The following is a 25,379-nucleotide window of genomic DNA, read 5'->3' on the forward strand; positions in this document are numbered from 1 at the left end:
AATTTAGGCTGTGAAAAAAATCTCCTTTTTTACATTTGCTGTTTGCGCGGCGATGGTTTTATTGCCCTTGGAATCAGCTTTGTGTCAGAATAATCCGTATAAGATTGATGACGGCTTGTACAAGTATTATGATTTGTGCGTCAGAAATGTAAAGTCCCCCAAAGTTTTGTCGATGTCAGATACTCTCTTTAGAATGTCAAAGAAAAAGGGGGATGTTAAAGCTCAGTGTCTGGCTGCTAATCTAAAAGGGGAGTACTACTATTTCCAAAATGACCTAAGAAGTTTGCTTGCCGAGAGAACCAAAATTATAAATTTTGCAGTCAAAACTCCTTATAAGCAATATGTATTCGGCGTATGGAACAGAGTGATTGCCATGTATTTAATGAGAGGGGATGTTGCTACGGCCTTGGATGAAATTAAGAAATTCCAAAAGGAGGCACTTGCTCTTAACGAGCCTTATGCAATAGGGCTTGCATATAAGCACTTAAGTGATGTCTATTTTTTGCAGGGAGATTATGAACAGTCTGTAAAAGAACTAAATAAAGCTATTGATTACGAGGCTGCAAACGGCAAGAAAAATGAATTATACACTTTGTATAATTCTGTAGGACATACATATTTGTATTGGGGGAAGTATGATTTATCTGCCAAATACTTTAAGCTGGGGTTGCAAAATTCTCCTACTGAAATTGCAAAAGGTACTAATTATCTGCAACTTGCAAGAATAGCTCTGCTTAACAAAGATCTAAAAGAGAGTGAACGATATTTTTCCCTTCTTAAAAATTGGGAGCGTTCTTATGCTTTGAATCCGGCAAGCCGCTTTAGCAAGTATGAATTTCTTATAGATTACTACGTCTCTTTGAAAGAGTATGATAAGGCATTTGTTTATTGCGATTCTTTGGAAGGTATTGGAAAGGATAAGTATTTATCCAACATTTACGCAAAGATGGGAGATTATAAAAACGCGTATGATTCCTATTTAAAATTCAGCAAAGCAGAGAGGGAAACATTCAATGATAATCTTAAGTCAAACCTTGCGCAGTTTACAGCATATTATGATAATGAAAGATTTGAAAATGAGAAGAATAAGTTGGCTTTGAATAATTCCAGGCTTGCTTTGGAAAAGCTGGAAATAAAAGATAAGCTTCTTGCATCGGAGAAGGCCGGCAATGCGCTTGCGCTTTCTAACGCCAATCTTGAGTTAAGGAATAACCATCTTACTTTGCTTACCCAGAAATCCCAGGTGGAGAAGCAGAAGATGGAGGCAAACAGGCAACACCTTTTGGCTGTAAATGCTCAGCAGAAGGCGCGCAATATGAGGACAATTATTATTATGATGGTGCTGGTATTCATAATATTACTTGGTTCCGCTCTTCTGTATGCTGCTCAAAGGCATGCAGCAGCAAAACGCTTGCTAGAGGAGGTTAAGAAGGGCAAGAGAGCTCAGGCTGAGGCTGAGCGTGCAAATGAAATGAAGTCGCGTTTCATTCAGAATATGAGCCATGAAATCAGAACGCCTTTAAACGCTATAATTGGTTTTACAGATTTGTTGAATGATCCTTCATCTAACTTGCAGCAACCAGAAAAAGAGAACTTTACCAAGCTTGTACATGATAACGGCAATTTGCTGGTTACGCTAATTAATGATGTACTTGATTTGTCCAAACTTGAGAGCGGCACGTATGAAATTAAATATGCAACCGCCAGCGCTTCAGAAATTTGCAAACATGCGACTGACTCTGTTATGGGACGTGTAGCGCCTGGGGTTAAAATGTTTTTTAAAGCTCCCGACAGTGATATCCTATTTAAGACAGATCCAAAAAGAGTTCTTCAAATCCTAATTAATTTACTTACAAATGCTTGCAAGTGCACGGAAAAAGGGAGCATAGAGCTTGCCTATCATGCTGATGAAAATAAAATATATTTTTCTGTATCAGATACCGGATGCGGCATCCCTGCGGCGGATGCAGAAAAAATATTTGACAGATTTGAAAAACTGGATAAGTTTAAGCAGGGAACGGGGCTTGGATTAAACATTTGCAAACAGATAACAAAGTTGCTGCACGGCGACATTTATTTGGATACTTCATACACCGGGGGGGCGAGATTTGTATTTGAGCAACCTCTTAATAATGAGAGTTAACAATTATTTTTTGTAAATTAGCGGCATAAAACAAAGTGTTGGTTAACATTCATCTATCGAGAGTTTGTTTCGTACCTCAAAGAAGGCATTTTGCGAGAATATTTGTTCTTGCCTCTTTTTTTGTTTTTATACCATTAACAAATCTTTTTTGCCAGACCAATCCATTCAAAATTGACGATGGACTTTATGCCTATTATTCCAAATGCTTTGACAATATAAAGTCAGACAGGGTGCTGCAAATGGCAGATACTCTGTTCAATATGTCAAAGAAAAAGAAGGATGTTAAAGCTCAGTGTCTTGCGCTTAACTTAAAGGGGGAGCATTATTATTATGTCTGGGATATTGACAACTTGCTGAAAGAGAAGGAAAAAATAGGGAATTTTGCAAGGAAGACTCCTTATACGCAGTATGTGTTTTCTATTTGGAATCGCGTGATAAACTACTATTTGTCATCTGGTTCAATGTCTAAGGCCATGGATGAAATGCGCGCATATCAAAAAGAGGCGTTGCGGCTTAACGACAGATACGGCATAGGCAATTCATATAAAAAGATAAGTGATACTTATATAGCGCTGGATAACTATGATTTAGCGCTGGAGGAGCTGCAAAAGGGCGCCGAATATTTTAAGGCTCATAATTTGTCCGTAGAGCTGGATAACATATATGCTTCCATGGGTAACGTGTATCTCCTAAGCGGCAAACCCGAGCTATCAATAAAATATTATAATGAGGCTTTGTCCATTACTCCGGTTGAAAGCACAAAGGGCCCTTATTATCTTGCGCTTGCAAGGGCAAATCTCCAGCAGAACAACTTGATTGAAACAGAACGTTATATGAAATTGGCTCAAGAGTGGGAGAAACACCACAAAATGACTGTTCTAAATAATTCCGTTAAGTTCAAGTTATATTGTGAATACTATATCAAAGACGGAGAGCTAAACAAGGCGCTTCAATACACAGATTCAATTCCGGAATTGAATGCATACAAGTATAAGACAGAGATATATGAGAAGATGGGAGATTATAAAAACGCCTATCTTCTTTATTGCAGATATGCAGAGCAGGAGAAAAACAAGATTAATGAAAACTCCAGAAGAAGCTTGTCTGAATACACGGCGATGTATGATAAGGAGAGGGTGGAAAATGAGAAAAATGCTCTTGCGCTAAAGAATTCTCAGCTTGCTCTGGAACAGCTGAAAACCAAGGATATGCTGCTTGCGGCAGAGAAGGCGGGAAACCTTCTTGCGCTCTCTAATACAAAGCTTGAATTAAAAAATAAAAACCTTGCATTGAAAACACAAAAGGCTGAGGTTGAAAAGCAAAAAGCCGATGCAAGCAGGCAGAGAGCTATTAGTGCAAATGCCCGCCAGCATGCCCGCAATATCAGACGTTTTTCAGCAATTTTGATTCTGTTTTTTATTATGCTGTCGGGAGCTGCATTTGCATATGCTTCTCAGCGACAGAGGGCTGCTGTTAAGCTGAAAGGAGAAGTTGATAAGGTGAAGAGAGCCAGAGAGGAGGCGGACAGAGCAAGAGAAGCGGCAGAAAAATCTCAGAAAGAGGCGGAGGATGCAAACAAGATGAAGTCTCTGTTTATTCAGAATATGAGCCATGAAATAAGGACTCCTTTAAATGCAATAATTGGTTTTACAGACTTGATGAACGATTCTTCTTCTCAACTTGACAGTGCTGATAAAGAGCAGTTTAGAAGATTAATCCACGATAACGGCAACTTGCTTACAACCCTCATCAATGACATCTTGGACCTTTCCAAGCTGGAGAGCGGAACGTACGATATACATATAGAATCTCTAAGTGCGCTCAATGTGTGCAAAAATGCTGTTGCTTCTGTTCAGAGCAGGGTTAAGAAAAATGTGAAATTAATCTTTGATCCTGCTGCGGGCAATATCGCTTTTGACTCTGATCCGCAGAGAGTTTTGCAGGTATTAACAAATCTTCTTACAAATGCCTGCAAGTGTACTGATAATGGGAGCATTACACTTTCCTACAAAAAGATTGACGATAACATATCATTCTCTGTGACAGATACCGGATGCGGTGTCCCGGCGGAAGATGCGGAGAAAATATTTGACCGGTTTGAGAAACTGGATAAGTTTAAGCAGGGTACCGGATTGGGACTAAATATTTGCCGCCAGATTGCCACTTTGCTAAAAGGTAAAATTTATGTAGATACCTCATATACAGGTGGTGCGCGTTTTATATTTGAGCAACCTATACATCAGGCGAGCTAACGGGTTATGCATTTTTTTAGTAAATACTCTTTCACCTTTATGGTAGGTCTTGCAAAGATATTTGTCATTGCAGGTGTGCTGCTGTCTTTATCATCTCAATCTGCTTTCTCTCAAAACAATCCATATAAAATAGATGACGAGCTTTACAAGTATTATGATAAGTGCATGAGAAATATTAATTCTCCTGTGGTTCTAAAAATGTCTGATACTATGTTCAATATGGCCAAGGCAAAGGGAGATGTCAAGGCGCAGTGCCTTGCTTTGAATGCAAGAGGCGAGCATTTTTATTATATAAATGATATTAAGAATTTGCTCATAGAAAAAGATAGAGTTGGAAACTTTGCGCGCAAGACTCCTTATACTCAGTACGTTTTTTCTATTTGGAATAAAGTCATAAACTACTATTTGACCGTTAATAATATTTCAAAAGCAATGGAGGAGGTGAGGCTTTATCAGAAAGAGGCATTGCAATTGGATAATGCGTACGGCATAGGCAATTCATATAAAAAATTGAGCGATCTTTATCTCATTATCGGAGATTTTGATACGGCCATAGACGAGCTTAAGAAAGCGGAAGATTACTATAATTCAGTCAACCTTAAGAAAGAACTCTACAACATATATGCTGCCTTAGGCAATATCTATCTGAGTACCAATAAGTACGATGAGTCTATAAAGTATTATTCTCTGGCAGTTGAAACCTCTCCTTCTGAGGCTCCGAAAGGACCGTTTTATCTATCTCTTGCTAGAAATTATATCTCCACCGGAGATTTGCAAAAAGCAAAACATTATATGCAGCTGACTGAAGAGTGGGCAAAAAAGTATAAAATGTCTCAAGTGCATTTTATGACAAAGTGCAAACTCTACACGGAGTACTATATGAGAATGGGTGATTATCAGAAGGCTATGAAGTATGCAGACTCTTTGCCGGAAAACAATTCATATATTTTTAAATCAGATTTGTATGAGAAGATGGGAGACTATAAAAATGCCTATAAGTATTTTCTCAAATATGATGCTATTGAGAAACAGTACTTGGATATAACATCTAGAAATAATCTTGCACAATATACTGCGCTGTATGATAAGGAGAGAGTAGAAAATGAGAAGAATGTGCTGGCATTGAAGAATTCTCAACTTGCTCTGGACCAGTTACGTACAAAAGACAGACTGCTTGCTGCCGAGAAAGCCGGGAATGTTCTGGCTCTTTCCAATACAAAATTGGAATTGAGCAATAAAACTCTTGCTTTAAAGAACCAGCAGATTGAGGCGGCAAAACAAAAAGCGGAGGCAAGCCGTCAGCGTTTGATTGGAATTAATTTGAAGCAGCATGCAAGTTCTCAAAGGAACTTGGCAATAGTCCTGATTATAATATTTATGATACTGTCTGGAGTAGCAATAGCCTATGCTCTTCAGAGACAGAGAACTGCAAGGAAATTACATGAAGAAGTCGACAATGTAAAGAAGAGCCAGAGAGGAGGCGGACAGAGCAAGAGAGGCGGCAGAAAAATCTCAGAAGGAGGCGGAGAATGCAAACAAGATGAAGTCTCTGTTTATTCAGAATATGAGTCATGAAATCAGAACTCCTTTAAATGCAATAATTGGTTTTACAGACTTGATGAATGACCCTTCTTCCGAACTTGACAATGCTGATAAAGAGCAGTTTAGAGCGCTTATCCATGATAACGGCAATTTGCTTACAACCCTCATCAATGACATCTTGGACCTTTCTAAGCTGGAGAGCGGGACGTACGATATTCATCTGACATCTTTGAGTGCATCAACTTTGTGCAAGAATGCTGTTGCTTCTGTTCAAAGCAGAGTGAAGAAGGGAGTAAAATTGTTTTTTGATTCCGGAGGCTATGATATCATCTTTAATTCAGATCCTCAGAGAGTTTGCAGGTTTTAACAAATCTCCTGACCAATGCCTGCAAGTGCACTGAAAGCGGAAGCATAATGCTTTCATACAAAAAGATAGGCGATAACATATCATTTTCTGTGACAGACACCGGATGCGGTGTCCCGGTGGAAGATGCGGAGAAAATATTTGACCGGTTTGAGAAACTGGATAAGTTTAAGCAGGGTACCGGATTGGGACTAAATATTTGCCGCCAGATTGCCACTTTGCTAAAAGGTAAAATTTATGTAGATACCTCATATACAGGTGGTGCGCGTTTTATATTTGAGCAACCTATACATCAGGCGAGCTAGAAAAGATTATGTGTTTATTGAATAAATGCACAATTAATTTGTTGAAAAAAACTGTGAGAATTTTTATCCTTGCAGCTGTGCTTTTATCCTCTTCTGCTCTATCCGTCTTTAGTCAAACTAACCCTTTTAAAATAAATGATGAACTGTATCGTTATTACTGCAAGTGCTTAAAATACACACGCAATAACGTAGTACTTAACATGTCGGATACTCTCTTCAACATGGCAAAAAATAAGAAAGATGTAAAGGCGCAATGCCTTGCCTTGCATCTGAAGGGCGAGTATTATTTTAATATTAATGATGTCCCTAATCTTATTAAATCCAAAGACCGGCTGGAAAAGTTTGCCGTCAGCACTCCATACAAGCAATATATTTTTTCTTTGTGGAACAGAATCATAGTGCGCTATTTGAATAATAGTCAGTATAGTAATGCGCTGGAGGAACTTAAGAAATATCAAAAAGAGGCGCTGCGCCTTAATGATTCTTACGGCATTGGAAATGCTTATGTTGAACTTGGAAATCTTTATTTGAGCCAGGGTAATAAGGAACAGGGACTTAAGGAGATGAACAATGCTGTGGCTTATTATAAGGCGAATGGAAAATCTCAAGATGTTAATTATGTCTACTCGGATATAGGAAACATATATCTTGCAAAAAATAATTTGGATTCAGCCAAAAAGTATTATCTGCTCTCTTTGGGCGTTACTGCCAGCGAGCAATCAAAAGGTCCTCAATATCTGCAACTTGCCAGAATATATCAAAGATGCGGAGATATGAAAGAGGCGATGCAATATATGCGGATGCTTAATGATTGGGAGAAAAAATATGCTCTTTCCAGCGTGAGCCGCATAAACAAATTCAGGTTTTACAGTGATTATTATTTTAATTTAAAGGACTATAATAAATCCATTGCTTATTGTGATTCAGTCAATAATTTTCATAAGTATCTTTTTAAATCAAGCATATATGAAAAGATGGGTGACTATAAGAATGCCTTTGAAAATTATAAAAGTTTTAGCAAGGAAGAGGGACTTGATTTGAGTGCCGCGCAGAAGGATGAACTTGCCAAATATACTGCGCTCTATGATAAGGAACGTGTAGAAAATGAGAAAAATGTTCTGGCACTTAAAAATTCGCAACTCGCATTGGATCAGCTGCGTATAAAGGACAAGCTCCTTGCTGCGGAGAAGGATGGAAATGCGCTGGCGCTCTACAATACTAAATTGGAATTGAACAATAAAACTCTTGCTTTAAAGAACCAGCAATTTGAGGCGGCAAAACAAAAAGCAGAGGCAAGCCGTCAGCATTTGATTGGAATTAATCTTAAGCAGCATGCAAATTCTCAGAGAAATTTGGCGATAGTTCTTGTTATAATATTTATGATACTGTCTGGAGTAACAGTTGCTTATGCTCTTCAGCGACAGAGAACTGCAAGGATATTGAAAAAAGAGGTGGATAATGCAAAGAGGGCGCGTGATGATGCGGACAGGGAGCGCATTATTGCTGAAAAGGCAAAGAAAGAGGCTGAGAAAGCAAATAAGATGAAGTCTTTGTTTATTCAGAATATGAGTCATGAAATTAGAACGCCTTTAAATGCAATCATAGGTTTTACTGATTTGATGAATGATCCTGAATCTGATCTTAAAAATTCTGAGAAAGAGGAATTTACCAAGCTGGTCCACCAAAACGGAACGCTCCTTGCAACTTTAATAAATGACATTCTGGATTTGTCAAAATTGGAGAGCGGCACGTATGAGATAAAGAGAGTTAATGCAAGTGCGCTGGAAATTTGCAGGCAGGCTGCAGCATCTGTAATGAGCAGAACTAGAAATGATGTTGTGCTATCTTTTGATTCTAATGTGAAGAATGTGACTTTTGAGACAGATCCTCAAAGGGTAGCGCAAGTTTGATTAATCTTCTTACAAATGCTTGCAAATGTACGGAGCACGGCAGTATAAAACTTGCTTATGTTACTGATAATCAAAATATTTATTTTTCTGTAACTGATACCGGATGCGGCGTTCCCGTGAAAGATGCGGAGAGAATATTTGACCGGTTTGAGAAACTGGATAAGTTTAAGCAGGGTACCGGATTGGGCTTAAATATTTGCAGGCAGATAGCAAATTTGCTTGGCGGAAAAATATATGTTGATACGTCTTATGCGGGAGGGGCCAGGTTTGTCTTTGAACATCCGCTTGAGCAGCAAAAAAAGAGTGCGCAAAAATAAGGCAGAATTTATTAATGGTCATTTATTTTAGTAAATTCACATCTACATATGAAACTAATTAAGTCTTACAATAGATTAATATTTCTTGCGGCAGCATTGTGCGGCATGGTAATGTCACAGCCGGTTAGCTCTCAGAATGTTACCGATTCTTTGAATTTACATGCCGTCCATAATTACCATGATGCGATAACCGAACCCGGGAGAGAATTTAGGGGTGCCTGGATTCATACTGTTGGTAACGGAGAGTATAAAAACATGACAACAGCACAGATGAAGCAGCATTTTATTTCATTGCTTGACTCTCTTAAGTCCGTAAATATCAACGCAGTAATCTTTCAGGTAAGGCCGCAGGCAGATGCTTTTTATAAAAGCAAGCTGGAGCCATGGAGCCGTTATATTACGGGTCAGCAAGGTGTTGCGCCCAAACCGGCTTGGGACCCGCTGGAGTTTATGGTCAAGGAGTGTCACAAGAGGGGAATGGAATTGCATGCGTGGTTCAATCCTTACCGTGTTGCTTCTAATGAGCAGCAGATTAAGACATTAGCAAAGACTCACTTATATTACAAGAAGCCGTATTTGTTTGTTAAGTACGGCAGATTGCTTGTCTTTGACCCGGGCGAGCCTGAGGCCAGGGAGTGGATAATCAAGGTGATTTCTGATGTCGTAAAACGCTATGACATAGACGCTGTTCACTTTGATGATTATTTTTATCCATATAAAGATTATGATAAAGCGGGGAATGAACTTCCTTTTCCCGACAGCTTGTCTTTTGCAAAATATGCTGAGAAAGACGGCTTTACAGCTGAGCAGCGGAATGACTGGAGGCGCAATAATGTTACTCTGCTTGTTAAAGATTTGGACAGCGTAATTAAAGCGATAAAGCCTTGGGTTAAATTTGGAATCAGTCCGTTTGGAGTATGGCGCAATATTGCAAATGATCCAACCGGTTCTCAAACTCAGGCCGGCGTACAAAATTATGATGACCTCTATGCCGATATAAAGCTCTGGGTTAAAAACAATTGGATTGATTATAATGTTCCGCAGCTTTATTGGGATATTGGTCACCCTAAGGCAGATTTTGAAACTCTTATTAATTGGTGGAGCCAAAATAATTATGGAGAGAATTTGTACATAGGGGAGGACATTGCCCAGACTGTTAAAGTAAAAAGTCGCAAAGTCTCCGGAGAATTTGAAAATCAGTTGCCTAGGAAGATGGAACTTGTAAGGGCAAATCCAAATGTACATGGGAATGTTTGGTGGCCTGGCTATACTATCCCTGATAATCCCAATGGTTTTACTGATTCTTTAAGAAAATATCAGGCTCATATTGCATTGATGCCGCCGTATAAACATATTGATACTCTGGCTCCTGCGCCAATTGAAAAAGTCTCTGCAAGCAGAAGCGGCGGAAAACTTAAAATAAGCTGGAAGGCTCATCATACTGCAGATGAAATGCAGAGAGCTGTATATTTCTGCGTCTACCTGAATGATGATATTTATCCCTCTGTAATTACCCAAAATTTGTTTTATGAAATTGAACAAGATGGAGGTAATTCAAATACGGCTGCGGACGGCAAAACATCACGGCCTGTTGAAAAAATAAGAATTACCGCTCTTGACAGGTTGCAAAATGAAAGCTTTGAAAAAATATTAATAATCAAATAGTTATTTAATACAAAAACTGTCGGGAATATGAAAAAATTATTGATCATATTAATTGCACTGCCGCTGTTCCTTTTTGAAATGCCGGCTGTGCCAATGGAGGCAGCCTCTGCGCAAGGTTCTGATGTTACGCCTGTGGATATTTCAAATGGTGAAAAAGTCCTTGTTGCAAAGTTAAATAAGACCAAAGGCAGCGGACGTCTGGTAATTTTAGACAGTCTGACTGAATTGTATTGGAATGTTCCAAGAGAAGAGTATTGGCTAAAGAGGTGTTACAGTGAGAGTTTGTCCATGGATTCTTTGCGTCTTGCAGAGAAGACTTTGCTTGGGCTGGCAGTGTATTACCACAATTCTAATTTATTGCCGCAGCTGTTATGGTGCTCCGGACAGGAAGATGTTATTGCAAAAAAATTAAAATATTACTCTGATAATTATTTCTCTATAAAGGCCTATGTATGTAAGAGATATCTGTGGAATGAGAATTATAATGAAGCTATATCCAACGCGCAACATCTTCTGGATTTGGCCATTGAAAATAGAAGCGAGGGGGGAAGAGAAATCGGGGAGGAGCTGATGGGGGATATTTATCAGCTGATGAAGCTTAATAATCAGTCTCTTGTACATCTTGGGTCTGCATATAAAATTCTTGTAAAAATTGCTCCAAAAGATTTCAGGCACATTGCGCAGCTTACAACAACTTTGATTGAGGTACAGCTGGAGCTTAATCACTTAAAGGAGGCATATTCTCTAATTTCCTCATTTGAAGCTATTCAGGTAGATGTTGAGGGCGGCAAGTATGGAAAGCAACCAGGGTTCCCGATAGATAGAAATCACAGGCTTGCTTCTGTTTATTTTGCAAATTACTATTATAGGTCCGGAGACTTGTTGAAGATGCGGAAATGCCTGGACAGGGCGGCTTCAATCAAGCATTCAGATGTTTATGTGGACTTTCTATTTGATTATGAATCTGCAAAATACAATGATGCAGTCAAAAATTATCCTGAGGCGCTTAGTTACATAAATAAAGTTATTGAGGCTGACGGAGGATCTACTGTTGAGTATAGAAATTTCAGAGCCGGCCTTTATCAGAAGATGGGCAAATTGAAGGAGGCTGTTGATGAGTATAAGGTATGTGTTGACTTGTTTTTTAAATCCAGAAGTTCATACTTCAATAAGCAGGTTGCAGGATTGCAACATTTCCAGGATACAAAACTTATAGAGCTGCGGCTAAAGGATAAAGAGCTGCGCATCAAGAAGATGCAGAATCAAGAGCTAATTGTTGCAGTTGCTTTTTTCCTAATTCTGTCATTGGTTCTTGGATTATTTCTTAACAGAAATCGCAGGCTTGGTGTTGCGCTCAAAAAGAATAATGAGAGGCTTGCTAATGAGGATGAGTTGCTAAAATTTGCGCTAAAAAAATCCAATGAGGCGGATAAATTAAAGACCTCTTTTTTGCATAGCGTGAGTCATGAGGTAAGGACGCCTCTTAATGCAATTGTAGGTTTTTCTAATTTGATTGCAGAGGATGATTCATATAAAAAGTATGATGTCAAGGAGTTTTCAAAGCTTATATCCAAGAATAGCAATGCGTTGCTGGAGCTGATGGATAAAATTTTAAAGATTTCCCAGTATGAGACCTCTGTCGGAAATATTGATTCCAAAAAAATTTCCTCCTGTGATGTTACCAATGTATGTAACGCATCCTTGGATAAATTAAGGAAAGAAGGAAAACTTAAGCCGGGCGTAGAGCTTGTGTTTAAGGGAGTTCCGGAGGATTATATTCTTAACACCAATGAGGAATTTCTTGGCCAGATGTTATACAACTTGCTTGATAACGCCGCTAAAAATACTGAAACCGGTTCAATTACATTGGCTTATGAATTGAGCGGCAATTCAAAGTCCGTGGTATTTTCTATTACTGATACAGGCAAAGGGATAGAGGAGAGTAAAAGAAATAAAATATTTGATGAGTTTGAAAAAGGTGATTCATTTGCGCAAGGCCTTGGACTGGGGCTAGTTATGTGTAAGATAATTGCCTCTAATTTAGGAGGAAAAATAGAATTGGATGACTTGTACAGGGACGGGTGTAAGTTTATTTTTACTCATCCAACAGATTTAAAAACACGTTATGAGAAGAATTAAATTTATTTTTATCCCGATAGTTACTTGCTTGGTGTTGTGCAGCTTGCAGGTAAATGCAAAGAGAGTTCCCCGCTTCACAAATGTGATTCTCATTGGTGCAGATGGCTTTACCCCCGAGGTTATTACATCTAATCCCGGCCGCTATAAAAACATTGAGGCGCTGATGGCCAGAGGATTATGGACATTTGAATCCAGAAGCGTACTGCCTTCTTCCAGCGCCATTAATTGGAAAACAATGCTGTCGGGAGCCGGAAGCGAGATGCACGGCTATACGGAGTGGAATAGCCAAGTGCCTGAAGTAAAGCCGGTTTACACTGATAAGTGGGGAATGTTTCCCTCTGTATTTGCAGTTGTCAGAGAGCAAATGCCCTCTGCGGAAACGGGTGTAATTTTTTCATGGGAAGGGATTAAATATGTCTATGAAAATGATGCTGTAAATTATAATGACCAGTGCAAAGAGGGAGATGACTATCAAGTGCTGAAAGACGCAGCAAGTTATATTTCAGCAAAAAAGCCTAATCTGTTATTTGTTTATTTTTCAAATCCGGATGAGGTGGGTCACAAATATGGCTGGTGCTCAAAAGAATACAATGAATCTTGCGATACAATTGATGCTTACGTTGGAAAATTGATGGCGGTTATTGAGAGTAATTTTGACATGAGTAAAACGGCCGTATTATTTTCCTCTGACCACGGCGGAGTTGATAAGGGACATGGCGGCAAGAGTATGAAGGAGATGCAGACCCCGCTGATTATTGTTGGCGGCAGGCTTCCCCAAAACGTTAAGATGAGTTTTCCAGTAATGAGGTATGATACTGCTCCAACTATTATTGATTTACTTGGACTTAAAGAACCAGATGAATGGAGAGGAAAATCTGTTTTGAAGTTTGTGCAAACTCTGTAGAGAGCTGTGTTGCAGCACAAAACGGAGGAGCGGATAGGGTTGAGCTCTGCTCTGCGCTGGAGGTTGACGGCCTCACTCCATCCTATGCAACTATCAAAGAGGCGCGTAAAATATTGAATATTAAGCTGCACGTCCTTATCCGTCCCCGCAGCGGAAATTTCTGCTATTCTAAAAATGAGATTGATAAAATGGCGGAAGAGATAAGAATGGCTGTTTCTCTTGGAGCTGACGGTGTCGTTTTTGGGTGTTTGACTCACGACGGTGATATTGATATTGAGGCTGTTAAGTATCTTATTTCTGTTGCTCGCGAGAGCAAAAATGTACCAATTACTTTTCACAGAGCGTTTGATGTGTGCGGAAATCCGCATAAGGCTCTTGAACAATTAATTGATTTAAAGATAGACAGATTGCTGACTTCCGGGCATCAGCAAACTGCTGAGATTGGTATTCCGCTTCTTGCTGACTTGCAGAGCATTGCTTCATCTCGGAAAGCCGCGGCGCATGAGAGAAATGAATCTGTCGGGATTAAAATAATGGCCGGCTGCGGAGTGAATGAAAATAATATTGCAAAAATATACAGGCAGACCCAAATTGCTGAGTATCATTTCTCTGCAAAAATAAAAAAACAGTCGGGATTAGGAGAGTACTATGTGACTTCAGAAGAAAAAGTCAAGGAGACCATTAACGCCCTGCGAGAATTATAAATTTATTTGTTTTAATTTGTAGTTAACAAACGTTTTATGCGTCTAACGGGGTGTAAACATTTTTGATGAGCATTTTTGACGCATTCTTTAAAATTTTGACCGATTATGAAAAAGTTTTTTTTAACAGCTGTAACTTGTTTGATTACAATAGCTTCTTTTGCACAAAGTGCAAATAATGGAAACGGAGCGGCAAATAAAACGGCCGCAAAAGAGGAACCTGTAACTTTGGAGACCGCAACCGGCAGCATATACGGTAAGTTGACGGTTCCGGATATTAATGCTAAATGTCCTGTGGTTCTGATAATTGCCGGTTCCGGCCCAACTGATATGGACGGCAATACTCCTATGATTCAAGGGAAAAATAATTCACTCAAGTATCTGGCGGAGGGCCTTGCATCAAATGGCATAGCATCTTTAAGGTTTGATAAACGTGGCATTGCAAGCAGTGCAAAAGCTGCTAAGAGTGAGAGCGATTTGAAGTTTGAAGATTATGTCAATGATGCTGCGGGATGGGTGGAGTTTCTAAAAAAGGATAAGCGCTTTTCAAGTGTTTCCGTTGCGGGACACAGCGAGGGCTCGCTGATAGGAATGATTGCTTGTGCTAAAGTGTCCGGAGTAAAGGGTTTTATCTCTATTGCCGGAGCAGGGTATCCTGCTTATGATATGATAGAGAGCCAATTAGCTTCTCAGCCTGATGCCGTACAGCAAGAAGTTGCGCGTATAGATGATTCTTTAAAGGTTGGCAAAATAGTAAAAGACGTCCCATCATATTTAAACTCTTTGTATCGTGAATCTGTTCAGCCATATATGATTTCCTGGTACAAATATGATCCAAGAAGTGTTATCAAGACGTTAACAGTTCCAATCCTTATTTTGCAGGGAGATGCTGATATTCAGGTAACTACTGAGGATGCAAAAGTTCTGCAGGCAGCTAATCCTTCTGCTAAAATGTTAATTATCAAGGGGATGAATCATGTGTTCAAACATTGTGACAGCATGGATATGCAGCAGCAGGTTGCGGTATACGGAGATCCTTCTCTCCCGATTAACTCAGAATTGCTGACAGAAATCTGCAGCTTTGTTAAAAGATAATATTGCGGTTATAATCGTGTGCAACAAACGCCTCTGCTAGTTTGACGTGAGATTCAGCACCTCTGAACTGCTCCATCATAGCATGAGACTCTTTGTAAATGGACTCCATATCTTGGCTCACATGGCACCAGCAGGCTTTATGCTTTTGCTCGGCGACAGATGTTATGTCCACGTAATTTGTTGGTCTAAAGTTCATTGTCTGGAATCCGCTCTCAACTTCAAAATAATATAGAGGGAACTTGTAGCCAAGCTGGCGGAAGGCATCCAGAACCAGCAGAGAGCAAATTCTGTGGTCTCTGTGACTGTCTATTGGCCAGTGAGTGAAGACTATATCGGGAGCTTCAGCTTTTATCAAATCATACATCTCTTTATAGCGTGCGGGTGTAATTTCACTCCCTGCATCTATTTGAGTCAAAAATGCGGGACGCGCCTCCATAACTTTGCATGCCTCAATGCATTCCTGAGTTCTTATACGTGCCGCCTCCTCATTGCTTTTTCCCCCAATGCCTCTCTCCCCGTGAGTCAGATATACAGAAACTACTTCATATCCAGCCTGTTTAAGCAATATCATTGTGCCGCCTGCCCCTGTTTCCGGATCATCGGGGTGCGCCCCAATCACCAGCGCCTTCTTCTTACCACCTGATGAAGAATATCTTTTATTCTCTTTACCAAATGCATCAGTTGTTAATCCTAGTGCTGTTAATGCAGCGCTACCCGCTGCAAGTTTTAACATGTTCCTTCTAGATATCTTCTTCATAATCAGTCATTAATTATCATCGCAATAAATAATCAAACAAAACAATCTATTAGCCGCAGGCCGCGCTTTAGCGCGTGTATCCTCGCGGCGAAGCCGCGTTAACCACAAATAATTCCGCCGCTTTGTGGCGGAATTAAAGGGGGGCATGTGCGCTGGCTTATTGTATTTGCAAAAGGAACTTCTTGCTTCCCTTATTTAGAATCTTGTAATAATTATCGTTAATCACCCGTCCCTCTTCATACATCTTAAGCATCTGGTGCTCAGACAATCTCTCAAATGTCTTTTTATCAATAAAGAATTGAATAGGGGCCCTGCCTTCCACTTCCGTAAATCCAAGTTTCTTGTAAACATTACCGTTTGACCACTCTGTATCCGCATAAGTCATCACCTCTATTGGCTTATGTGACAATCCTTTGCCAGGTTCAATACAACATCCGTTCATGTCACTATCAGAGGGATGGGAATCAAGATGATAAAGCCCGCTCATATTTTTGCTGAGAAGATTATGCGTAATCGCCTCATCTATAAATGCATTCAGCAACTTGCCCATCCCCCCCTCAACTCTCACATCCGGCATTGACGCATATCTAAGCCATTCATAAGATTGAAACTGAACAATATCCGTAGAAACCTTATCTTCCTCAGAAAGATAAGAGAAAAGATTTTCTACGCTGCGCAGCATTGGCCTTGGCTCAGAAAAAGTTGCAACGGCAACAATCTCACCGTTATAACTTAGCGCATATCTGTATGCGCTTTTAACATAACCGTATGTGTGATACTTGTTTAAAAAATCTTTAATTTCTTCTCCACATTCTTTGCCCGACAGCACCCTGCATTTCCTTGCAAAAATGCTGGTGAATTTTCCTAATCTCGACAGTATTCTCTGCTCAAAAAATTCTCTTTTGTATCTCCATCTGTCTTCATAAAGATAGAGTACATCCTCAAACTCGCCGCTAGGTACCGCTTTGGATTTACCTGTAATATAAACAGGTACAACTTCAAAATTGTAATCGGGGAAAATAAAAGAGCCGCCTTTTTCTACGTAGGGGACACCCTTTCCATCTAAAAATCTTCTAAAACTTATTTTTAAAGGATGTTCCATAACGCTCTCACAAAAAGTGCTCTCTAGGTACGGGAAAAGAGTCCCGCCTTTGCAGTTGTAAAGATAGTGAAAAGTAAGTGAATCTGTCGGGAAATTAAATTTGCATAAGAAAACTAAAAATTATACTTTTGCAGCCCTAAACGTTTGCGCTTTGCGTGAATGTGAGAGATCCGCTAGCTCAGTTGGTAGAGCACAACACTTTTAATGTTGGGGTCTCGGGTTCGAGCCCCGAGCGGGTCACGCGAAAAAAAAGAGGTTGATTTTATCAACCTCTTTTTTTTGCTCTCGCACGCGCCTCCGGCGCGGCTTCGCAGCTACGCTGCTCGCGTATAGATTCTTACATGTATAATGTTTGTAGTAGTGATAACAAGGCAAAAAAGCTTTGCTCGGGTTTAGTAAATAATCAGGGCCTTTGTTGTGAAATGCTCAATGTTACTTCGGCACCTTCGCCTCTCATCTCCTTCCATGGGCGGTAGTCCTCACTGTTCCACCAATCCATGAATGCTTTTTCATTCTCCCACAGTTGGATGACAACCATATCGCCCAGTTTTTGCTCACCAAGGATATTCTTTTGATTGATGCCCTCATAAACAATCTTTCCGCCGTATTTTAATACAGAGGGAATATGTCCATGAACGTATTCCATAAAGCGTTCACGATTGTTTACTTTTACCTGAATGATAGCTAGTACACCACCTTCATTCGTGATTTTATTAAAAATACTGTTTTCGTTCATCTTGTTATAATATTTACATAATGTTATTCTTGCATTGAGGATATAAACCACCTGTACACCATTGTTTAGTATTGCATGATTTATATTTCATGCTTGATATTAAAGTTGTATGTTTTGTATATCTATGCCTTCTGACTGTATGGCTCTAGAATATTTCACAGCTGGTTTGCCGAATATCATGGCATATCCTACCATATAATTGTCGGGAATGCCAATCGTCTTTCGTAGTTCTGGAGCCACAAACTCCAATGTGAGTTTGAACATGCCATCCCATAGGGTACCCATACCATTGGATATAGCCAGTAGTTCAAAGTAACTTAGTGCTATCATTGTGTCTTCTTTGGGTGATGGACAGTCATTTGGGGCTGAGGCTATAACGATATGAGGGGCACCGCGGAATATAGTGTCCACCTTATCACTCTCCCATAGTTTGGCGCTGTCGTACAGGAAAGAGAGATTTTTTGGTACTTTTCCTTCCGCACCTGCTTTTATAATTGCATTGTATGTTATTGTCCGTAATTTGTCCATTGTTTTCATATCTTCTACTACCGTAAAACGTACACTGTTACCATTTTCACCTGTAGGTGCATAAGAGGCAATGCTAAGTAATTTTTTAATCAACACCTTATCTATTGCTTCTTTCATATAACGGCGGATAGAGCGGCGATTCATAATAAGATTCGTCATTTGCTCTGGGGAAGGTTTATCATTTGTATTGGGCAAGCTTTTAGATGGGTCTTTGCCAAAAATAGATAAGGCCCCTTTAGGACATACCGCAAGACAATGCTGGCATTCCATGCACATCGCTTCTTTATCGGCAGGGATAACAGGTTTGGGATTCATTTCTATGATTCCCACTAGGCAATCATTTGCGCAAGCTCCGCAAGCTATACAAAGATTATTATCAATCTTGAAAAGTTTTTCCATTTTATTTACATTATTTTGACAATTCGTATATCATTCCGGTTTCTTTTTCTTCTATTGCTTTTATATACAATTTTGCAAATTCTATGGCTGGCACGCCTGTTGAAGAATCCATGCCCATCAAATCCATCGTTTCTTTAGCGAAACTAGGACTGACACAGTTTACACGTGCATTAGTCATTTCTAGAGCAGCTCCCTTAACGAATGCTTCTACGGCAGAGTTGATCATACTTAGTGAAATGCCCCCAATTGTCGGCGTATGCGCTAAGATTCCACTTGTGAGTACAAAACATGCTCCTTTATTGGCATATCTGCGACCGATAGTTACTAGGTTCACTTGTCCCATTAATTTGCTGTTAAGCCCATCGTGATAGTCTTGAATTGTATGATCTTCCATGCTTCCCCACTTTCCATAACCGCTTGTGGCGATAAGTGCATCAAAAGAGCCGACAGCTTTAAACATGTTTTCTACGGCATTCGTATCTTGCATATCTAAGCAATAGTTGCCACTACTGCGATTGACTGTAATTATCTGATAATTACCGCTCAATAGCTGTACTACTTTTTTCCCTATAATTCCTGTGGAACCTACCACAATAACTTTTTTCTTTGTCATATACTTATCTTTCTTTAAATTTAATTTAATTTATATTTTATCAATACATTTAATCAGCCTTTTAGCCTGATTGATAGCACGCTGCTTTACTTCGTCTATGTCAGCACCACCTCCGATAGTACGCATTCCGGTATCGTATATAGGTCCATTATAAATCATACCGCTTAAATAGGCTGTTTGTTCAAACATACGTAGGAACTCTTCAATACGGAAATGATTATAACCTAGGGGGTTGTAGGAAGATTGAGTGCCGCCAACTGTAAAACTCAGTATGAATTGTTTACCATGTAGTTTGTCTCCGTTTGTTCCAAAGGCGAATCCATGTTCTAATACTGTGTCCATCCATTCTTTCATAATAGCTGGTACACTATACCAGAAGAAAGGAAATTGCATGACTATAATGTCTGAATGCAACAGAACCTGTTGTTCTTTTTTTACATTAATATGAAAATCTGGGTACATCTTGTTGAGATTCCTTATCTCATAATCTTTATGTTTTTTCTTCAGATAAGACAGTATTTCTCTGTTAGCTACTGACTGCTCAAAAAATGGGTGAGCAAATATTATTGTTACTTTTTTCATAATAATTATAATAGTTGTACATACAAATATTAAATCAAAAAAAATTATTTTTCCATTATATTATTAGCATCATTAATTAGGGAAGTAAGCTTCACCGCAAAATCACTTCCTAGTAAATTGCAGTATCTTTTATATAAATTATTAAGAGCCTTCCTCATTAATTTGCACTTTTTCTTGCCTTCTTCTGAAGGATAGATTAGTGAGCTTCGGCCTTTTTGCACTCTTTGGATGAGACCTTTAGACTGCAATTTGTCTATAAAACGAGTGATAGTTGAAGGCTTCAGATTCATCATTTTGGCGAGTTCATTCTGAGATGATCCGGTTTTGTCACATAGTAGTAACAGCAGATGAGCGTAGGATGGATCCAATCCAGTTATGGCAAACTCTTCTTTAGCCATTTCCGTTATGTTACGGGATAGGGAATTTGCAGTAAAATATAAACAGCAATTTAGATATGAATGACTGATTGAATCCATAATGTATATTTTATCGCAAAGTTAATATTAAAGTTGTACATACAAATAATATTTGAAAAAATTATAGTTTTGGCGCAATGTATTTAAGAACATATGAGATGTTATTTCCTATTTTTCACAGCGTATTTCACCAGTAAAATTAATACAGGTACTTCTATCAACGGACCGATAACTGCTGCAAAGGCCTCTCCTGAACTAATACCAAAGACTGCTATAGATACAGCAATGGCTAACTCAAAATTATTACCTGTTGCGGTAAAAGCAATTGATGCGGACTTGTCGTATGACACACCAATACGCTTTGTAAACCAGAATGATGTAAAAAACATGAATGCGAAATATATCATCAAAGGAATTGCAACAAGCACTACATCCATAGGGAGTTTTATGATGTATTCACCTTTGTACGAAAACATTACGATAATAGTGAAGAGTAGTGCAATTAGTGTTATAGGGCTGATTTTTGGAACGAATCGTTTATAATACCATTCATTACCTTTTATACTGCGCAGGAGTTTCCTGATAAAATATCCGACAGCGAAAGGAATTCCTAGATATATAAAAACACTTTTAGCAATCATACCCATTGTGATGTTTCTCACGGCATCTGTAGACGGCAATCCGAGCCAATCTGGGAATATGGCAATGAAAAAATATGCATAAACGGAATAAAACAATACCTGAAAAATACTATTAAGAGCCACAAGTCCAGCCGCATATTCACCGTTGCCTTTAGCCAGATCATTCCAAACAAGCACCATAGCTATGCAACGTGCCAAGCCTATCATGATTAGTCCATACATGTACTCCGGATGAGATGACAGAAACAATGCAGAGAGTGTGAACATAAGCACTGGCCCAATTATCCAGTTGAGTATCAGAGATATGAGTAGAACTTTTTTATTTGCAAATACTTGCCCCAGTTCTTCATATTTCACTTTCGCTAAAGGAGGGAACATCATAAGTATAAGTCCGATAGCCAATGGAATATTTGTAGAACCAACCTCGAAACGTTTCCAAAAATTTACAATGTCAGGATACACATATCCTATGCACACACCTGCAAACATGGCAAGGAATATCCACAGCGTCAAATATTTGTCTAAAAAAGCCAACTTTTTCATTTTATGTTTTTATTATTCATCATTGCAAGAGCATTTGATAACCTTTTTAAAATCGCCTGAATATACAATAGCTCCGTGGGGACATAGATTACCGCAACCGTGACAACCTTCCACGCATCCATCTCTGTAAATAACTTTGGGTCTATCTTTTTCAATTGCAAACACGCCGTGTCTGCAGAGATTATAACAAGACAAACAACCAACGCACTTGCTTTGGTCAATCATTGGGTACCATAATTTACTCATACGTTCTTTTATTTTAGAAATTTTACATTTTTGTTCGTAGTTCGCAAAACTACGAACATTATTGATTTCAAACAAATTTAACTTGCAAAGATTACAATGGAGATGTTGTAACTGTATGGTGAGCAGCCTGTTAACAGACTGCTAAGCAATTCTTATAGATTTCTGCAAGTCCACTTCTGCCTGTAGGAAATAATGCTCCGTGCCATGAGAAAAGTCTTTTTTCAGATAGGGGGTGGCGGTAATTAACTGTGGCATCAAGCATCATTTCTACAATGCCATCCACATAATGCGTCGGAGTTTTTACATTATTGGATAAAAAAATTTATAAAACAAGCTATTTGCGGCTAAAATTTCAAAATAAGCCGCAAAATATGCGGCTTATTTAAACAGCTAAGCGGCAAACTGCCGCTTGTCTTATAGATTCACTTTTACAGATTTTTACAAGATTCAATCCAAATTTCAAGCTCTTTTTCAGGCGTTTCCATAGCTGTCGTGATGCCGTCATTATTTGTATTGAATTTGATTTCCTTGGCATTTTTGACAACGGCGCCGTTTTTCTGTGCAACCTTTGTCATGTCTTTTATAACTGTTCCGGCCCATCCTGCGTCAGTCATAAATGGTATAACTGTTTTATCGGAAAAATTATTTTCTGATAGAAAAGTCAGAACTGCCGGCGCCATTTTATACCAGAATGTTGGCGTGCCAATGATAATGCAATCATAATCTTTTACTTGATGCTGCATTGACTTTAAAAATGGTTTATAACCGCGTTTAACTTCATCTTGAGTGTCTTCTACAACTTTCTGATAATCTTTTGAATATGGCTCTGCCATTATCAGCTCTTCTAAGTCTGCTTTAAGCGCTGCAGCTATCTTTTTTGCTACTGATTTTGTGTTTCCAGTATAGGAATAATATATTACTAATTTTTTCATTTTAAATATAATAGAGTATTATTTGTTATTTGATTTGCAAAGATACTTATTGAAGAACTGCTCAATTTTGTCAAACGGAATCAAATTTTTTCCACCGCCGTCATAAAGGTCTGTATGTGAGGCTCCTGGAATAATGAGCAATTCTTTGTTATCACGATAGTTTGTGTAAGATGTCATATCACGATAGGCGTCTTCACTCATATAGCGTGAGTGAGCTTTCTCTCCGTGTATCATAAGAATGGCTGAGCGAATTTCTTTGGTGTAGGCCAGGATTGGCTGATTAATAAATGACATAGTACCTGTAACTGTCCAACCGTCATTGGAATTCCCTGAGCGTTTGTGATATCCGCGCGGTGTTTTATAGTAATCATAATAATCTTTTACAAATTGCGGAGCATCTGCAGGGAGAGGGTCAATAACTCCGCCGCCTTGCTCGTAATATCCCTGCGCATATTCTTTAGTGCGCTGAGCATTAAGCTGTTCACGCATTTTGTTTCGTGCATCAGGGTTGTTGTTTGCGTCAAAATATCCGTTGGCTCCTATGCGGCTCATGTTGTACATGGTGGAAGTTACAGTTGCTTTGATTCTTGTATCAATTGCTGCGGCATTCAGTGCCATTCCACCCCAGCCGCAAATACCAATAATTCCAATTCTGTCGGGATTTACATTGGGCTGAACAGAGAGAAAATCTACCGCTGCCTGAAAGTCTTCCGTGTTGATATCAGGAGATGCAATTCTTCTTGGCTGGCCTCCGCTTTCTCCTGTAAATGAGGGATCAAAGGCAATTGTGAGAAATCCTCTTTCTGCCATTGTTTGCGCGTACAGGCCGCTGCACTGTTCCTTAACTGCACCAAAAGGTCCGCTTACCGCAATAGCCGCAAGTTTGCCTTTATAGCTCTTTGGCTCATAAAGGTCTGCTGCCAAGGTAATTCCGTAGCGGTTGACAAATGTAACTTTGCGGTGATTCACTTTATTTGACTGAGGGAACGTTTTGTCCCATTCCTGCGTAAGCTGCAGTTGCTGAGGTTGTATAGAACTTCCTTTCATGCTGTTTGTGGTTTGGGCTGCAGAACTTAATGAGAATAAAAGCATTAGGCTCATTGCCGCTGTGAGTAATTTAATTGTTTTCATGATAATTAAATATTAACGTGCGTTGCACGTTTTATTTATGCAAAGATATTCCGGTCCTCATTCTAAAAAGTAAATGAATTACTGATTGTTTTACCATTTTTACGGATTCATAGCCTATAAAAATGTTATGTGCTTGATAATTAAATGAATACAATGCTACGTTACCAGTTAAAATGGCAAACGCGGCCTTGTAAATATCTGGAAATAAACGATATGAGTTTTTTATAGGCTATGAGAACTCATCCGCCGGGTAAAGAACCGGCGGGTCAATGTGAAGAACATTAGCACACCGATGGCATTGAAAAATGCTACAACCCAGAACGTTGCAATGAAACCAAAATATTGGGAGATTATGCCTCCAAGCAATACTCCTATGCCAAATCCGCTATCCCAAGAGATGAGTATGGAGGAATTAGCAGTGCCACGTTCATTATGATTGGCTATGCTGATAAACATATTTAAGAAAGCAGGATACATGTGTCCGTTGCCCAGGCCAATCAAAATGGCAGAGAGATAATAGCCAATTTCATTTGGCGCCGCAACAAAGAGCGTGTAGCCAACCAGCGATATGACCATGCCCATTGCGGCATTCTGTGTTAATCTGCCTTCCCTCAATGCTTTAGCGCCCTGCAACCTTGATGCAAAAAGCCCAATTGAAAGGAGCATAAAATAAGTGCCGGTACCCGTTGTTATTCCAAGTTCCTCCTTGCTATAAAGAGCGAGAAAATTGCTTAGCACACCCCAGCACAAACCAAAGAATGCTATGTTGATGGCTAACATCCAGGCTTTTGTGAGAAAGAAACGGTCCAGCGACAGCTTGGATTTATTCTTAACAATCTCTTTTACAGGCAGTTTGACAGAAGTATCTGCCAATACTCCTAGTCCCGCCACAATCAGAGCAATCCAAAACAAAACCGTGAAGTTGTTTGTGAACTTATAGATGTAAACGCCTATAGATGGGGCGATTGCCATGGCTACGTTATTGCTGAGTCCGTAATAACCAATGCCCTCATTCCTCCTGCTTGCCGGCAGCACATCAATGGCGACTGTGCTGTTTGCAACAGTAACAGCGCCAAAAGGAGCACCGTGCAGGGTACGAACTATCGCGAACATTAAAAGAGTCCCGGCTGCCAAATACCCAAAGAAAAAAACAAAGAAGACAGACATGCAAATCATCAGCACTTTTTTGCGAGAAAAACTGTCAACGACGTATCCGCTAAAAGGACGTATTATAAGTGCTGCTACGGTATATCCCGACAGTACAATCCCTATCATGCTCTTTGATGTCCCAAAGCGCTCGCTCATATACAATGGCAATAGGGGAGTTAAGATATAGAAAGCAAAGAATAGCGAGAAGTTGGCTATCATCACCTTGATATAATTCCTATTCCATAGTTTTTCCATTTTTATGCTGCC

The 25,379-nt window shown here is 39.4% G+C and carries 24 protein-coding genes and 1 tRNA gene; 13 read left to right on the plus strand and 12 right to left on the minus strand.

All coding sequences use genetic code 11. The annotated features are described in order from the left end of the window. The first annotated feature begins 10 nt into the window (after positions 1-10). The 12 genes from LKM37_06845 (at position 11) to LKM37_06900 (ending at position 15,337) form a co-directional block, all read left to right on the plus strand. Positions 11-2,143, plus strand: a complete 2,133-nt coding sequence (locus LKM37_06845) for an ATP-binding protein (protein ID MCI1720708.1) — start codon at positions 11-13, stop codon at positions 2,141-2,143. Between the two features lie 260 nt (positions 2,144-2,403). Further along, positions 2,404-4,395: an ATP-binding protein gene (locus tag LKM37_06850; protein ID MCI1720709.1), complete on the plus strand. Its 1,992-nt coding sequence runs from the start codon at positions 2,404-2,406 to the stop codon at positions 4,393-4,395. Between the two features lie 39 nt (positions 4,396-4,434). Then, on the plus strand, positions 4,435-5,970 hold the full coding sequence (locus tag LKM37_06855) for a hypothetical protein (protein ID MCI1720710.1): 1,536 nt from the start codon (positions 4,435-4,437) through the stop codon (positions 5,968-5,970). Beyond that, a complete protein-coding gene (locus LKM37_06860; GenBank protein ID MCI1720711.1) occupies positions 5,936-6,304 on the plus strand; it encodes a hypothetical protein in 369 nt (122 codons plus the stop codon). The genes LKM37_06855 and LKM37_06860 overlap by 35 nt, the downstream gene beginning before the upstream one ends. Before the next feature lie 47 nt (positions 6,305-6,351). Beyond that, positions 6,352-6,606, plus strand: a complete 255-nt coding sequence (locus tag LKM37_06865) for a HAMP domain-containing histidine kinase (GenBank protein ID MCI1720712.1) — start codon at positions 6,352-6,354, stop codon at positions 6,604-6,606. A 221-nt stretch (positions 6,607-6,827) separates the two neighbouring features. Next, complete coding sequence (locus LKM37_06870) at positions 6,828-8,516, plus strand: hypothetical protein (GenBank protein ID MCI1720713.1); 1,689 nt, start codon at positions 6,828-6,830, stop codon at positions 8,514-8,516. Then, positions 8,513-8,833 (plus strand): HAMP domain-containing histidine kinase, encoded by a 321-nt coding sequence (locus LKM37_06875; protein ID MCI1720714.1) that lies wholly within the window; start codon positions 8,513-8,515, stop codon positions 8,831-8,833. Before LKM37_06870 ends, LKM37_06875 begins: the two co-directional genes overlap by 4 nt. A gap of 48 nt (positions 8,834-8,881) precedes the next feature. Next, complete coding sequence (locus LKM37_06880) at positions 8,882-10,498, plus strand: family 10 glycosylhydrolase (GenBank protein ID MCI1720715.1); 1,617 nt, start codon at positions 8,882-8,884, stop codon at positions 10,496-10,498. A gap of 27 nt (positions 10,499-10,525) precedes the next feature. Further along, complete coding sequence (locus tag LKM37_06885) at positions 10,526-12,637, plus strand: tetratricopeptide repeat-containing sensor histidine kinase (protein ID MCI1720716.1); 2,112 nt, start codon at positions 10,526-10,528, stop codon at positions 12,635-12,637. After that, positions 12,624-13,541 carry an alkaline phosphatase gene (locus LKM37_06890; protein ID MCI1720717.1) on the plus strand — a complete coding sequence of 306 codons (918 nt, stop codon included), beginning with the start codon at positions 12,624-12,626 and terminating at the stop codon, positions 13,539-13,541. Before LKM37_06885 ends, LKM37_06890 begins: the two co-directional genes overlap by 14 nt. Then, positions 13,499-14,245 (plus strand): copper homeostasis protein CutC, encoded by a 747-nt coding sequence (locus LKM37_06895; GenBank protein MCI1720718.1) that lies wholly within the window; start codon positions 13,499-13,501, stop codon positions 14,243-14,245. Before LKM37_06890 ends, LKM37_06895 begins: the two co-directional genes overlap by 43 nt. Positions 14,246-14,350: 105 nt before the next feature. Further along, on the plus strand, positions 14,351-15,337 hold the full coding sequence (locus LKM37_06900; protein ID MCI1720719.1) for an alpha/beta hydrolase: 987 nt from the start codon (positions 14,351-14,353) through the stop codon (positions 15,335-15,337). Here the strand turns inward: LKM37_06900 and LKM37_06905 are convergent. Next, entirely contained in the window at positions 15,327-16,094 is a 768-nt protein-coding gene (locus LKM37_06905) for a PIG-L family deacetylase (protein MCI1720720.1), read from the minus strand. The two genes, LKM37_06900 and LKM37_06905, sit on opposite strands and share 11 nt — an antisense overlap. 157 nt (positions 16,095-16,251) lie before the next feature. Further along, positions 16,252-17,196, minus strand: coding sequence for a hypothetical protein (locus LKM37_06910; GenBank protein ID MCI1720721.1), 945 nt, complete (start codon positions 17,194-17,196; stop codon positions 16,252-16,254). Positions 17,197-17,363: 167 nt separating this feature from the next. On the opposite strand from LKM37_06910, the gene LKM37_06915 reads away from it, so the two are divergent. Next, positions 17,364-17,436, plus strand: a tRNA-Lys gene (locus LKM37_06915). 163 nt (positions 17,437-17,599) lie between these two features. On the opposite strand, the gene LKM37_06920 is transcribed toward LKM37_06915, so the two are convergent. The 10 genes from LKM37_06920 to LKM37_06965 all read right to left on the minus strand — a co-directional run bounded on the left by LKM37_06920 (position 17,600) and on the right by LKM37_06965 (position 25,367). Then, positions 17,600-17,932 carry a DUF1330 domain-containing protein gene (locus LKM37_06920; protein MCI1720722.1) on the minus strand — a complete coding sequence of 111 codons (333 nt, stop codon included), beginning with the start codon at positions 17,930-17,932 and terminating at the stop codon, positions 17,600-17,602. A gap of 99 nt (positions 17,933-18,031) precedes the next feature. Continuing rightward, positions 18,032-18,859: a nitroreductase family protein gene (locus tag LKM37_06925; protein MCI1720723.1), complete on the minus strand. Its 828-nt coding sequence runs from the start codon at positions 18,857-18,859 to the stop codon at positions 18,032-18,034. A gap of 10 nt (positions 18,860-18,869) precedes the next feature. Further along, positions 18,870-19,472, minus strand: a complete 603-nt coding sequence (locus tag LKM37_06930) for a short chain dehydrogenase (protein ID MCI1720724.1) — start codon at positions 19,470-19,472, stop codon at positions 18,870-18,872. A 30-nt stretch (positions 19,473-19,502) separates the two neighbouring features. Then, positions 19,503-20,054 carry an NAD(P)H-dependent oxidoreductase gene (locus tag LKM37_06935; GenBank protein MCI1720725.1) on the minus strand — a complete coding sequence of 184 codons (552 nt, stop codon included), beginning with the start codon at positions 20,052-20,054 and terminating at the stop codon, positions 19,503-19,505. Between the two features lie 44 nt (positions 20,055-20,098). Next, positions 20,099-20,452 carry a MarR family transcriptional regulator gene (locus tag LKM37_06940; GenBank protein ID MCI1720726.1) on the minus strand — a complete coding sequence of 118 codons (354 nt, stop codon included), beginning with the start codon at positions 20,450-20,452 and terminating at the stop codon, positions 20,099-20,101. A gap of 179 nt (positions 20,453-20,631) precedes the next feature. After that, complete coding sequence (arsB, locus tag LKM37_06945) at positions 20,632-21,654, minus strand: ACR3 family arsenite efflux transporter (GenBank protein ID MCI1720727.1); 1,023 nt, start codon at positions 21,652-21,654, stop codon at positions 20,632-20,634. Positions 21,655-21,666: 12 nt separating this feature from the next. Then, entirely contained in the window at positions 21,667-21,900 is a 234-nt protein-coding gene (locus LKM37_06950) for a 4Fe-4S binding protein (protein ID MCI1720728.1), read from the minus strand. A gap of 428 nt (positions 21,901-22,328) precedes the next feature. Then, positions 22,329-22,832, minus strand: a complete 504-nt coding sequence (locus LKM37_06955) for an NAD(P)H-dependent oxidoreductase (GenBank protein MCI1720729.1) — start codon at positions 22,830-22,832, stop codon at positions 22,329-22,331. An 18-nt stretch (positions 22,833-22,850) separates the two neighbouring features. Then, a complete protein-coding gene (locus LKM37_06960; GenBank protein ID MCI1720730.1) occupies positions 22,851-23,879 on the minus strand; it encodes an alpha/beta hydrolase in 1,029 nt (342 codons plus the stop codon). Between the two features lie 306 nt (positions 23,880-24,185). Beyond that, positions 24,186-25,367: an MFS transporter gene (locus tag LKM37_06965; protein MCI1720731.1), complete on the minus strand. Its 1,182-nt coding sequence runs from the start codon at positions 25,365-25,367 to the stop codon at positions 24,186-24,188. Between the last annotated feature and the right edge of the window lie 12 nt (positions 25,368-25,379).

The sequence above is a fragment of the Bacteroidales bacterium genome (assembly GCA_022647615.1).
Classification (GTDB): Bacteria; Bacteroidota; Bacteroidia; order Bacteroidales; family UBA932; genus Egerieousia.